We start from the raw sequence: 13,295 nt of genomic DNA on the forward strand, positions 1-13,295 counted from the left end.
TTTTTCGTTAATGCAATCTGTGAGTTAACTTTTACGGGGCTATAATTTTTGAAATCAATATGATTATTTGATTCAGCATAAGTATTTAATAATCAATATTATAAACAAGTGCAAACGACTACAAAAGATTACAAACGAAAATAAGCACTTCCTAACCGAGTAACCCTAAACTGCTGTTCTATGTTTGCAGTGTCGGAGTATAAGAACCGATAGTATTAACTGTTTAATCCTTAAAATTAGTAATTATGAACGCACTTAGAAACAAAGTACAGTTGATTGGAAACCTGGGGCAAGACCCGGAAATTGTAAACCTTGATAATGGTGGTAAATTGGCCAAATTTTCCGTAGCTACCAATGAGATTTACAAAAACAATAAGGGAGAAAAGGTAACGGACACCCAATGGCATAATGTGGTAGCCTGGGGCAAAACCGCAGAGATTGTTGAAAATTACCTGGCCAAGGGTAATGAAGTAGCAGTAGAAGGTAAGCTCATTCATCGCTCCTATGAAAACAAAGAAGGTGAAAAAAGATATATTACCGAGATTAAATGCAATGAATTGGTAATGTTGGGTAAATAATGAGTGGTACTCATTAGTACAACTAACATTTCACTAAATGAAAAGAGGATCATTCATGATCCTCTTTTTTTATGGTTGGGTGTCTGCAGCAGCACTTTCTACTGTGATCTGCTGTACATCGCGATCAAATAGGTAGAGCCCACTTTTGTCATTCCCAATAAGGTTTATCTTATCCAAAATGGTTCGCGCAAGTGCTTCTTCTTCCATCTGTTCGGCAACATACCACTGAAGAAAATTATGTGTAGCGTAATCTTTTTCCTGTAGCGCTACATGTACCAATTCATTGATGCTTTTGGAAACAAAAATCTCGTGATCATATAAATCTTCAAACATCTTTTGAAACGAATCGTAAACAGATTTGGGTTCAGTTAATGCGGATATAGCTGCTTGTCCTCCCCGTTCATTTACATATTTAACCAGCTTCAGCATATGCATTCTTTCCTCTTCGGAATGTTTGTACATAAAAAGAGAAATTCCTTCAAGTCCTTTTACTTCTGCCCATGAAGCCATAGACAAGTAAATCTGTGAAGATTCTGCTTCGATCCTGATTTGGTCGTTCAGGGCTTTTTCCATATTTTTTGAAAGCATAATAAATGTTTTTATCAAAGTTACAAAATCTAGCTACTAAGGACTTCGTAAAACCGCAAGATTTTAGCCCTGTTCGTCATTTTTTTTAAGCGATTAATTATCTCGCCATAACAATCAAAGTCAGGCCGATGATATAAACTAATAGCATAATATTAAGAAGTCTGGGAACTCCTTTTGGGGCACCTTTAAATTCTTTCCAGACAAAAATACCCCACAAGGCAGCCACTACAGTAGCTCCCTGGCCTAAACCATATGAGATTGCAGGACCTGCTTTATCAGAGGCCAGAATGCTAAAAGACATTCCTATACACCAAATAGCCCCACCCAGGATGCCCATGAGATGGTTTTTGCTTCCACCAACAAAATAGTCCTTAAAACTGACGGCTTTGCCTTCGAATGGTTTTTTCATCAGCAGCGTATTGAAAATGAAATTGCTCGCCAGAATTCCGATAGCAAAAATAAATACTGCAGTATACGGACTTAGTTTTCCAGAAATAGGATTGGTAAATTCCGGAAACATCGAATTAGCCACATATTTATAGAAGAAACCCATTAAGAAACCTGCAATAATTGCCAAAACCAAGCCTTTTGTTGGGACTTTGTCCTGACTTACCGAAAGTTTTTTATAAGCATTTGCATTGAGTAGCATGGCAATAACTATAAGTGCTACTCCGCCAAAAAGCATGCCTGCATTCCCAACTGGAATATCCAGATAATTTACAACTACGCCTATGACTAATGCAAGGCCTATTCCAACCGGAAAGGCTACAGACATGCCGGCAATTGTAATGGCGGCTACCAGAAGTATATTAGCTGCATTAAACAAGATCCCTCCCAAAAAAGCAGAACCTAAATTTTCAGAACTTGCCTGCCCTAAGTCTTGTAAAAAAGGACGACCTGCATCTCCACTGCTACCTGCGGTCAATGCCAGAAGCAACGAAAAAACTACGATACCAAAAACATAGTCCCAGTAAAACAGTTCAAAACGCCAGTCTGGAGAAGCCAGTTTCTGTGTATTTGCCCATGAGCCCCAGGCAAACATGGTAATTATACAGAAGAAAACAGCTATTGGGTACGATTCTATGATAAACATATTATAAGAGATTAGATGATTTCATTGAGATATGGAGCAGAGGTCTGTGCCCCCATTTTCGTGACAGACAGCGCTGCCGCTTTATTGGCAAATTCAATACTTTCCTTCCAGGTCATGTTTTGAGCAAGACAGACTGCCAGTGCTCCATTAAAAACATCGCCGGCTGCAGTAGTATCTATTGCATCCACTTTTTGAACTTTGGCAGTAAAATGCACCTCACTATTCATAAAAAATGCACCCCTGCTGCCCATTGTAATTAGAACATTTTTAACGCCTTTCAGAAAAAGAGCTTCGCATGCCCTGCTTGCCGATGATTCATCAACAACTTCAATCCCAGTGAGAATTCTGGTTTCTGTTTCATTTGGGGTTATAAGATATAGTTCTTTAAGAATGTCATCTGATAATTCCTGAGCAGGTGCCGGATTAATAATGAGCTTTTGACTATTTTCCCTGCAGTAGCTTGCTAAATATCCTATAACCGGTATAGGTGTTTCCAATTGTGTTAAAATGATATCAGCCTTTTGAAGCAGCTGAGAAGCACCTTCTAAATGCTTTTTTGATAAAAGATTATTTGCCCCCGAAGCGACGACAATTTCATTTTCTCCTTCTGCATTTACGGTAATTAATGCAACCCCGGATGGCTCACCATTTACAATTAATGCGCCATCCATGTTAATTCCTTCTTTTTTATAACCTTCAATCGCATTTTGACCAAAAATATCATCTCCTACGCAACAAATAAAACTGAGTTTACCGCCTAAACGTGCAGCAGCCACTGCCTGATTGGCACCTTTCCCGCCAGGGAACATAAAAAAATCACCACCTAGTATGGTTTCTCCTGGTTCCGGGAATCTTGGCGTTTTTACCACCATATCGGTATTAGAACTCCCTACGACAACAATTTCTGGCATTTCTGTTTTTTTTATTTAGTAACTGGAACGGGATTCTTAAGGCTGCTATAGAAATCTTCCAGGATTTCTTCCTTTTTAAAGTTTTCCCAAACAGCAATTTTGCGCTTATTATCTGGTCGCTCAATCCATTCATTATTAATAAGTACAGGTGCAGGAATCATTTTGCGCTCCCCCCAGCTTTCATTTTTTAAAATAGCTACAGCAACCATATCAAAGAGTGGTCTGGAAGGAGGGTCACCATGGTAGTCAATATACTCAAAAAGACTTACCGAGTAGTCCCCAAAAGTTTTAAATTCACCTCCATGCCTGCCTGTAACCGGTTCTATTGAAGTAGGTCCAAGACCGGGCATTTTCCTGTTTATTTCTTCCTTCGTTACTTTAACAGCATCGGTACCGGAAGGTTTGCCATAGCGAACGGTAACCATTTCAAAGGGGATGTTGCTATTTAATACATAATTCATGGCTATGGTGTCATTGTCCTGGTTGTATTCCCCCGGCTCCGGATAGTTAGATCCCAGCCATACTATTTTGGTTCGTTCCGCAAAAGAAGGATCCTTTTTTAAAGCCAATGCTATGTTTGTTAACTTACCTACTGCGATTATAACCAGGGTATCTTTTTTAGTTGCCTCCAGGATGCGATCAACACCTTCTTGTCCGTCATAATTCTCCGGATTCCACGCATTGCTAATGTCTATAAAATTGCCATTCGCTCCTTTTAATAAAGTAACTTTATCGTTAAGATTGCACAATTTCATCACGCGTAAGGCTTCGTCATAATGACCCTGTATGTCACCTCCGTTATAGGTGGCATTTACCGTCACTGCATCTACTTCAAAAGTATCCCCATTAAACAGCAAATAAGCAAGAGCATGCTGGTCGTCTAACTCGTTATTGGCGTCTGAATCAAAAATGACCTTAAGTTTGGAAGAAGTTTTGAGGGGTTTGGCAATAATTTTTTTTTCTTCCTTTTTATCCGCACAGCCACAAATAGTAAGGGATAGGATTCCAAAAATAAAAATCGAAAAAATGGGCGAAAATTGCCTTTGTCCTATACTCATAGATGGGTTATTTATATTCAGAGGTTAAAATACAAAATAAGTTGAAAGGCGAATGATAGGATAATATCATCCATTTCCAAAATTCAGAAATATATCTGCTGCGCTAATCGAAATGTATTGGAATGAGCTTCCACAATTTTTTTAATATCAGGAGAGTATCCCCCGCCCATGCTGCATTGAACAGGTATTTGAAATTTATGACAGCTTTCCAGCACTAATTCATCACGTTTTCTGCTGCCTTCCAACGAAAGCGACAGGGTCCCTAATTTGTCTGTATCCAGAATATCTACTCCGCAAAGGTAGAAAATGAAATCGGGCTTTAATTCGGCAAGAAGCCGGGCAAGAGTATCTTTTAAAACAGCAAGGTATTCCCGGTCCGTTGTTCCTTTTTTTAAAGCGATGTCCAGGTCTGAGGTCTCTTTTTTAAACGGATAATTATTGGCGCCGTGCATTGAAAAAGTGAAGACCGCGGGGTCATCTTTAAAAATCTCGGCGGTACCGTTTCCCTGATGTACATCAAGATCAATAATTAGAATTTGACCGGCAAGATTTTTTGATTGGAGATAACGGGCCCCGATTGCCTGATCGTTCAACATACAAAAAGCTTCCCCCCTGTTGGAAAAGGCATGATGTGTACCACCGGCAATATTCATAGCGATACCTTGTTCCATGGCATATTCACAGGCCTTCATTGTACCGTCTGCTATGATGCGTTCTCGCTCCACCAATTGTTCGCTAAGAGGGAAACCAATTTTTCGGGCTTCTTTATATGGAATTTTGAGATTAAGCAGATCGTAATAATACTCCGGGTCATGTACGGCTACCAGGTATTTATCATTTGGAATAGAAGGCTCAAAAAAGTTTTCCGGAGTACAGGTTCCCTCATGCATGAGCTGTTGAGGCAGAAGCTCGTATTTGATCATTGGAAAGCGGTGACCTTCCGCTAAAGGGTGATTGTAAATAGGGTGATAGGCTATCTTCAGCACTATCTTAATTTAAATATTTAGCTATCATTTGCAAAAACTCTTCTCTTTACTACCTGCTTCAATCTAACTTAATCTATTGACTTTTGATTGATGAACAGCTTTATTCTCAGGTTATATAAGGTACAAAAAAAGGGAAGATAAATAATTAGCTGCCCTTATAAGAAAAGGATCAGTTTTTAACAGTAAAAGCGGGAAAAATGAAATCAGCTAACGAGCAATTTTATTGACCTAATACTTTCATCACTGGAAAATATCCTACTTATATAAAGCAAGTTGGATGCGTTTTCGATCAATATCCACCTCCAAGACCTTTACTATAACTTGTTGGTGAAGAGTTACATGTTCGTTTACATCTTTAACGAAAGTATCGGAAAGTTGTGAAATATGTATTAAGCCACTTTCTTTAATCCCAAGATCCACAAAACAGCCAAAATTGGTAATATTGTTTACTATGCCCGGCAATAATTGTCCTTCTCTTATATCCGTGATGCTCCTGATATTTTCATTAAAGGTAAAGACTTTTGCTTTTTCCCTAAGGTCCAGGCCTGGTTTTTCGAGTTCCCCGATGATATCCTTCAAGGTGGGCAGGCCCACATTTTCGGTGCAATAGGCCTTAAGATCTATTTTTTGAAGAACTTCTTTATTGCCAATGAGCTCTGTTATTGCCATTTGATTGTCCTTGGCCATTTTTTGAACAATACTATAGCTTTCCGGGTGTACAGCAGAATCATCCAGAGGATTATTACCCCCTTTTATACGTAAGAAAGCAGCTCCCTGTTCAAATGCCTTACTCCCTAATCTTGGTACTTTTTGTATTTCCTCCCTATTGGAAAAGGCCCCATTTTGGTTTCTGTAATTCACAATGTTCTCGGCTAATTTTGGGCCCAAACCTGAAACATGGGACAATAAGGGAACACTGGCAGTATTGATATTTACACCAACAAAATTCACGCAGCTTTCCACTACGGCATCCAATGATCTTTTTAGGCTTTCTTGATCCACATCGTGCTGATATTGTCCAACTCCTATCGATTTTGGGTCAAGTTTGACCAATTCTGCAAGGGGATCCGCCAATCTCCTACCGATGGAAACTGCACCACGAACGGTTACATCATAATTGGGAAATTCGTCACGCGCTATTTTGGAAGCCGAGTAGATTGATGCCCCGGCTTCACTTACTACATAAACTTCTACAGGATTTCTAAACTGAAGTTGTTTAATAAGTTGTTCGGTCTCTCGCGAAGCAGTTCCGTTGCCAATAGCAATGGCCTCTATTTTATAAGCATCTGCCAGGGAACTGATTTTTTTCATAGCCCCTTTACGGTCGTTTTGTGGAGCATTAGGATAAATAGTCTCATTGTGTTCCAGGTCACCCCGTTCATTTAAACAAACAAGCTTACAACCTGTTCTAAACCCGGGATCAATTGCCATTATTGGTTTTTCTCCCAGGGGCGCTCCAAGTAATAGTTGTTTCAGGTTTTTAGAAAATACCGCGATGGCGGCTTCATCAGCTTTTTCCTTAGCATTCTTAAATGTCTCATTAGAAAGGGATGGAAATAACAAACGTTTATAGGCATCCTGGATAGCTATTTTGATTTGCGAAGAACAGGCATTGTTACGGAAAACAAGCTTTTCTTCAATTTGGTAAAACACCTTATCCTGATCTATTTCTAGTTTTGTCCTAATAAAACCCTCATTTTCTGCCCGCAGGATTGCCAATAAACGGTGGGAAGGACACTTGGAAAGAGGTTCGCTCCAATCGAAATAGTCCCTATATTTCTGGGCTTTTTCTTCATTTTTTTTAGAACTTACCAGCTTGGTAGAGAGAAGGGCATACCTATTCAGCTGGAAACGTATTAGGCTCCGGATATCACTGCGCTCATTGATCCATTCAGCGATTATATGTCTTGCACCCTCGAAGGCCTGGGCCGAATTCAGCACTGCTTTATTGAAGAATTTTGGGGCAATTGCATCAAGGTTTTCGGTATTTTGTGCCATGATAATTTTGGCCAAGCCTTCCAAACCATTATTTTTAGCTACTTCAGCCTTGGTTTTACGTTTCTTTCTGAAGGGGAGGTATAAATCCTCCAAAAGGCTCAATGTTGTCGCCTGGCTAATTTTGGTTTGCAGGTCCCTGGTCAGCACATTATATTCTTCAAGAGATTTTAGGATTGTACTTCTGCGTTTCTCCAATGTTTCATATTGTAGTTTATGAGTTACAATATGGCCTATATGAACCTCATCCAGATTACCGGTTCGTTCTTTTCTATACCTGGAGATAAAGGGAACCGTACAATCTTCATTAAGTAAGGCAATAGTATTTTGGATGCTCTTTACTGGCAGTTTGGTATAGCGGGCAATAAATGGGACGAGTTCCATGAAATATATATTATGAATTGAAGTAACAAGGGGTATCGCCCAACCGGACTATCATTGAATCGGCTTAATTTATGGGCTCCCCATTTGCAACTCCTTCCTCGCTCGGGTTAAGGAATATCAGTTTCCCTTCTTTATTTTCAGTCATTAAAATCATGCCTTCACTTTCTACTCCACGGAGTGCCCTGGGCGCAAGATTCACCAAAACGGTTACTTGTCTTCCTATGATTTCCTCAGGACTAAAACTTTCGGCAATGCCGGAAACGATTGTCCGGGTATCTATTCCAGTATCTACCTTAAGTACCATAAGCTTTTTTGTTTTAGGCATTTTTTCTGCTTCTAAAATAGTTCCCACACGTAAGTCCATTTTGCTAAAATCTTCAAAATTTATAGTCTCTTTTTGCGGCATAACAGTTTTATTTTCAGATTCATTGACTTTTTTTGTGGCTTCCAGTTTGCTTAGTTGTGCATGTATTTCATCGTCTTCTACTTTTCGGAACAGTAATTCAGGTTCACCTATTTGGAGCCCCTTAGGCAGGAGGGTTTCTTTTTTTGAAACATCAGGCCAGGAGAGCTCAACAAGATCAGAATTCCCGACAGAGGTGTTTTCCATGATGGATAAAATTCTTTTCAATTTTGCTGAGGTAAATGGCAAGAAAGGTTCCCCCAGAACGGCGAGGGCAGAAGCTATTTGAAGGGCTACAAACATAATGGTCTGCACTCTTTCTTTATCCTCCTTTATAACTTTCCATGGCTCTTCATCCGCCAGATATTTATTGCCAAGACGTGCCAGATTCATTAATTCCTGACTTGCCTCCCGAAAGCGGTAGCGTTCAATGGAGTCTGAAATTATTCCGGGATATGATTTTAGAGTCTCTAAGGTATCTTTATCAACTTGTGTAAATTTATTTGGTCCGGGGACAACTCCATCAAAGTATTTGTTGGTAAGTACTACAACCCTGTTTATGAAATTACCAAAAATGGCAACCAATTCATTGTTGTTTCGTGCCTGAAAATCTTTCCATGTAAAATCATTATCCTTCGTTTCCGGGGCATTTGCAGTAAGCGTATAGCGCAAAACATCCTGCATATCAGGGAATTCTGCCAAATACTCGTGAAGCCAAACCGCCCAGTTCTTAGAAGTAGATAATTTGTTTCCCTCCAGGTTCAAAAATTCATTGGCCGGAACATTTTCAGGTAAAATATAGTCTTTATGCGCCTTAAGCATGCAGGGAAAAATAATACAGTGAAAAACGATATTGTCTTTTCCGATAAAATGGACCAGTTTGGTGTCTTTTGACTTCCAGTATAATTCCCAGTCTTTTCCTGTTCTGGCAGCCCATTCTTTGGTAGATGAAATATACCCTATAGGGGCATCAAACCAAACATACAATACTTTCCCTTCGCCACCTTTAACAGGAACAGGAATTCCCCAGTCCAGGTCGCGCGTTACGGCTCTTGGTTTTAACCCATCATCTATCCATGATTTACATTGCCCGTAAACGTTAGGTTTCCAATCGTTTTTATGACCAATTATGATCCATTCTTTTAAAAAATCTTCATACTGGTCTAAGGGCAGGAACCAATGTTTGGTTTCTTTAAGGGTTGGTACGGCACCGGAAATTGTCGATTTCGGATTTATAAGGTCTGTCGCATTAAGTGAAGAACCGCAGTTTTCACACTGATCTCCATAAGCCTCTTCGTAACCGCATTTAGGGCAGGTTCCAATGACAAATCGGTCTGCGAGAAATTGCTGGGCTTCCTCATCGTAAAGTTGAGCTGTTATCTCCTCCAGGAAATCACCTTGTTCGTATAAAGTTTTAAAAAAATCGCTGGCCGTTTCGTGATGAATTTGGGCGGAGGTACGTGAATAGTTGTCAAATGATATTCCAAAATCTACAAATGATTTTTTTATAATGCCATGGTATTTGTCAATAATCTCTTGGGGTGTAACTCCTTCTTTTTTAGCCTTCATGGGTATGGCCACGCCATGTTCATCACTTCCGCAAACAAAAGCGACATCATTGCCATTTAACCTGAGGTATCTTGCATAGATATCTGCAGGGACGTAGACTCCGGCCAAGTGCCCAATATGGATAGGGCCGTTTGTGTAAGGCAAAGCTGCTGTGATTGTATATCTGGCAGGTTTATGCAGGTGTTCCGACATCAAAAATGGATTAAGGCACAAAAATAACTATTATTTCAGACCAAACACCAAGTACCCGGGAAAAAGAAAACCCACGGAACACCAGATCCTTTTAGAAGGGATTTCCGGTGTCCGGGGGCAATTATGCAAAGTAGGGGTAACCTAAGCTACCATTATCGATTTAGACATTTTTTTGTCCGAAACTTGTATCCTATATATGTATTTGCCTGTAGACAAATGCGAAGGTAAATTTTCCCTTATGTTGATTTCGGTAGAACCTTCCGACACGATCTGATTATAAACAGTTCCAACATTTTGTCCCAGGATATTATATAATTGAATATCAACATGAGCAGTAAAAGGCATTTCCAAATAGATATGCGGTGTACTTTTTGTGGGATAAAATGGCTTGTGAACAATGGCTTCCAATAATTCAGGAGTTGGATCTTCTGCAACCGGATCTTCAGGCATTGGAGGCGTTGGCGGTTCATCGCTATATACAATATCGGGGAATTCCACACCACTACAATTAAAGCCAAGATCAACCGGCGCATAGGGGTGATTTAGTAAGTGCTGCTCTACCAAAGGTATAGGGACACATAACCATTCTGCAAGGACCGTGGCATACAGATCCCTAAAGTCCATAGTGTATTCAAGATTTCCTCGTCCATTTGGACTTTCCAAAGAAGGGTGTTCCCCTACAAAGGCACTTCCATTAAGCCCGGAACCGAAAAATAAGGTTGGGGCAGCCTTACCGTGGTCTGTTCCGTTTGAACCGTTTTCAAATATTCGTCTTCCGAATTCGGAAAATGTCATACTCAATACTTTTTCATCTTGTTGAGTGAATGCAATATCTTCATAAAAGTTATTGATAGCGATAGATAAATTAGACATCAATCGCTCATGAGCAAGAGGCTGATTTCCGTGGGTATCAAAACCTCCCATTGAGATCATGTACACTTTTGTGCCTAAATTACCCTTAATAAGCCTGGCCAAAAGCGCTAATTGCCTTGCAAAACCATTGTCCTGATATTGAACCTGATTTTGTCCTCTTTCATAAGCTTCATGGATAAGTCCGGAGTATTCATATGTGGTATTAGCTACTCCTCTTAAGAACTTAAGCTGATCTCCATACATACAGTTATTGAACAAACTGTCATCCAGGCTGTACTGAACTCCGGATTCTGCAATTTCTTCCAACTGATCGATATTTGAAGTAACAAAGGCATAGTTGGTTTCTTCACCCTGGAATACGAGACTGCCAAAATTTCCAATTTGGATAGCTGCAGGTGCTGCAGGGGGGTTTACCAGGTAGTCCGGGTAAATATTTTCGAAATAACGACCCATCCAACCTGTATTCAGTCCATCGAAACCGGTAGTTGTTAAATCGGTATTCGCATAAATATCAGACCCTGTAAAGTGAGATAAACTTTGATTTTCATAGCCTACACCATGAACCGCTTTCACTTGCCCGGCACCCCACATGGGTTCCAGGGAATTCATATACGTAGGGATTCCAAACTCATCAGTAAGTTTAAGGATCTTACTTTCCGGAATATAGATATTAGGTCTTGCATTAGCGTATGTATCATATTGCTCAATAGGGATCACGGTACTCAATCCGTCATTACCACCCGAAAGGCGTATTAGGATAAGAATACTGTCTGTATCGGCATTGGCAATAGCCGCGGTCAGTGGGGACGGTGCAGATGCGCTCAGCATATTACTGCCGAGCATCATAGAACCAGACCCGGCAATGCCCAACGCCTGTAAAAAGGATCGACGACTCCAATACTTATGTTCCTCGTCGTGTCCGTTGTTGTTTTTTATATTGATAGGTAAATGATTATTACACATAGTCGTAGGTTTTATTTTAGTTGAAACTCAGGTTGTCTGGATAAATGCATAAGCAATAAGAATACTTGTGAAGGTACTTCCGGGCTTACGGAAAGCATCCATAATCCAAGTCCACCAGGAATATAATCCGAACCATAATAGTTTTCCGGTACATCTTCAATCTTGAAAACAGACATTGCATTTTCAAAATCCTGGGGTGTAAGCAATCCTTTTGGAGTAATTTTATCTACTATGGCTGTCACCACAGTTTCGGGATTACTTGTATTGCTGTTAGCACCACCAACCGCATCCATTGCAAGGGTTCGGAATTGCTGCGGGTTATTCTGGTAAAACATTTCCAGGAATACCTCAGCGGAAAGCCATCGCCCGATCATAAAGTTGGTGTTAATCCATGTCCTGTTTCTTTGCCATCCGGCAACGTCCACTGGATCAAAAAGTTCCTGTCCTAAAAGTCGGCTAGTATCAATTACATTAAGTAATGTTCCATTGTCATACGCAAAATTGGTTTCATTAATTAGACTAAGGTAAATATCAAAAGGACTCTTTATAATAACTCCTATTGCCTCATCATCAAAAAAGTGCTGACTTGAGAAAAGTTGCGCAAGTACCGGTGCAATTTCAAAGTTATTAGCGATAAAGGTGCTTGCCATGCCTGAAATTATGGTTTGCGCATTCCCTGCATCGTCGCTGGAATCTGGATGAACAAAATATTCGTATAATTTTTGACATATAAAACCAGCTATTTCATTTGGCCTTTCCTGAAAAAGGATATTTATGACATCATTATAATTCCAGTTGCCAGTCTGACCCAGAATAGTTTTAGGGCCGGCATCAAATTTGGTAGGATCAAAAAGAACCTGTTCACAGCCTATTTCGCCTCTTTCAACATAGCCGGTAAGGGCCTTTGCCGTTTCAATAATATCCTGTTCTGTGTAACCATTTCCTTCACCTAATGAGAAGAGCTCATACAATTCCCTTGCATAATTTTCATTTGGATTATTACCATTATTATATACTCCATCAAGGTAATAAAGCATGGCACCGGTTAGGCCAATTTCACTTACAAAGGTTTTAAAATTGCCTATTGCATTCCTTTGAAGACAATTTACATAATAATAAAGGAAGGAATTACAATCATAAACATCCAGTTCTGTAACAAAGTGGTTGCTCCAGAAAAAGCTTAGCCGCTCCCTAAGATTGTTATTCAATAAGCCATTGGTATAGCTAATCCTCCATTCCTCTCTTTGGGCACGTCTAACTTGTCCTGCCAGATCATCGTCTGCCGGATAGTTGCTGTTGTTCCAATCTGCCCAGGCAGGAGCTGGAGTGGGGGCCATATTGACCGCTTCATTGATCAGATTATTTACCAAGTTTCCGGCGGTTTGGCCAACTGCTTGGTCTATAGTCTGCACTGAGGCGCTAAAACCCAGTCTTCTGTAAAAATGCGCCGCCCTATATTTATCCAAGGGTGTTGTGTACGGCGCTAATGTAGAGGTATTACAATTAACGAAGAATTCCATAGTTTTTTAGGCTTTAAGAACGTTCATGTGTTTAGGGGCAAATTCTTAACGCTTAAACTTAATGGATAGTATTGTGATCCATGTATATTCGTTATTCTGCAAGGAAATTACAATCTTCTTGTTGAAATTGGGGATGAATTACCAATGTTTTCGACCAACTGCTTTATTTTTTAAGAAAATGA

At 40.0% G+C, this 13,295-nt stretch carries 10 protein-coding genes; 1 reads left to right on the forward strand and 9 read right to left on the reverse strand.

Features of this window, described 5'->3' with window-relative positions:
• The first annotated feature begins 245 nt into the window (after positions 1-245).
• Entirely contained in the window at positions 246-578 is a 333-nt protein-coding gene (locus Q0874_RS16330) for a single-stranded DNA-binding protein (RefSeq protein WP_299164590.1), read from the forward strand.
• A gap of 69 nt (positions 579-647) precedes the next feature.
• Here the strand turns inward: Q0874_RS16330 and Q0874_RS16335 are convergent, their stop codons facing one another.
• The 9 genes from Q0874_RS16335 to Q0874_RS16375 all read right to left on the reverse strand — a co-directional run bounded on the left by Q0874_RS16335 (position 648) and on the right by Q0874_RS16375 (position 13,113).
• On the reverse strand, positions 648-1,166 hold the full coding sequence (locus Q0874_RS16335; protein ID WP_299164591.1) for a ferritin: 519 nt from the start codon (positions 1,164-1,166) through the stop codon (positions 648-650).
• A 97-nt stretch (positions 1,167-1,263) separates the two neighbouring features.
• Complete coding sequence (locus Q0874_RS16340) at positions 1,264-2,259, reverse strand: GRP family sugar transporter (RefSeq protein WP_299164592.1); 996 nt, start codon at positions 2,257-2,259, stop codon at positions 1,264-1,266.
• An 11-nt stretch (positions 2,260-2,270) separates the two neighbouring features.
• Positions 2,271-3,170, reverse strand: coding sequence for a ribokinase (rbsK, locus tag Q0874_RS16345; protein ID WP_299164593.1), 900 nt, complete (start codon positions 3,168-3,170; stop codon positions 2,271-2,273).
• 11 nt (positions 3,171-3,181) lie between these two features.
• Entirely contained in the window at positions 3,182-4,228 is a 1,047-nt protein-coding gene (locus Q0874_RS16350; protein WP_299164594.1) for a nucleoside hydrolase, read from the reverse strand.
• 83 nt (positions 4,229-4,311) lie between these two features.
• Positions 4,312-5,214, reverse strand: a complete 903-nt coding sequence (locus Q0874_RS16355; RefSeq protein WP_299164595.1) for a histone deacetylase — start codon at positions 5,212-5,214, stop codon at positions 4,312-4,314.
• A gap of 255 nt (positions 5,215-5,469) precedes the next feature.
• On the reverse strand, positions 5,470-7,593 hold the full coding sequence (locus Q0874_RS16360) for a Tex family protein (protein WP_299164596.1): 2,124 nt from the start codon (positions 7,591-7,593) through the stop codon (positions 5,470-5,472).
• A gap of 64 nt (positions 7,594-7,657) precedes the next feature.
• Entirely contained in the window at positions 7,658-9,757 is a 2,100-nt protein-coding gene (gene metG, locus Q0874_RS16365) for a methionine--tRNA ligase (RefSeq protein ID WP_299164597.1), read from the reverse strand.
• A 141-nt stretch (positions 9,758-9,898) separates the two neighbouring features.
• Positions 9,899-11,593 carry a DUF1501 domain-containing protein gene (locus Q0874_RS16370; protein WP_299164598.1) on the reverse strand — a complete coding sequence of 565 codons (1,695 nt, stop codon included), beginning with the start codon at positions 11,591-11,593 and terminating at the stop codon, positions 9,899-9,901.
• A gap of 11 nt (positions 11,594-11,604) precedes the next feature.
• Positions 11,605-13,113 carry a DUF1800 domain-containing protein gene (locus Q0874_RS16375; protein ID WP_299164599.1) on the reverse strand — a complete coding sequence of 503 codons (1,509 nt, stop codon included), beginning with the start codon at positions 13,111-13,113 and terminating at the stop codon, positions 11,605-11,607.
• Positions 13,114-13,295 lie beyond the last annotated feature (182 nt).

Origin of the sequence: uncultured Eudoraea sp. (assembly GCF_947490415.1) — a bacterium.
Taxonomy (GTDB): Bacteria; Bacteroidota; Bacteroidia; order Flavobacteriales; family Flavobacteriaceae; genus Eudoraea.

Coding starts and splice junctions, on each gene's coding strand:
- Q0874_RS16330 (WP_299164590.1), top strand. CDS start 246: ATGAACGCACTTAGAAACAAAGTACAGTTGATTGGAAACCTGGGGCAA.
- Q0874_RS16335 (WP_299164591.1), bottom strand. CDS start 1,166: ATGCTTTCAAAAAATATGGAAAAAGCCCTGAACGACCAAATCAGGATC.
- Q0874_RS16340 (WP_299164592.1), bottom strand. CDS start 2,259: ATGTTTATCATAGAATCGTACCCAATAGCTGTTTTCTTCTGTATAATT.
- rbsK (WP_299164593.1), bottom strand. CDS start 3,170: ATGCCAGAAATTGTTGTCGTAGGGAGTTCTAATACCGATATGGTGGTA.
- Q0874_RS16350 (WP_299164594.1), bottom strand. CDS start 4,228: ATGAGTATAGGACAAAGGCAATTTTCGCCCATTTTTTCGATTTTTATT.
- Q0874_RS16360 (WP_299164596.1), bottom strand. CDS start 7,593: ATGGAACTCGTCCCATTTATTGCCCGCTATACCAAACTGCCAGTAAAG.
- metG (WP_299164597.1), bottom strand. CDS start 9,757: ATGTCGGAACACCTGCATAAACCTGCCAGATATACAATCACAGCAGCT.
- Q0874_RS16370 (WP_299164598.1), bottom strand. CDS start 11,593: ATGTGTAATAATCATTTACCTATCAATATAAAAAACAACAACGGACAC.
- Q0874_RS16375 (WP_299164599.1), bottom strand. CDS start 13,113: ATGGAATTCTTCGTTAATTGTAATACCTCTACATTAGCGCCGTACACA.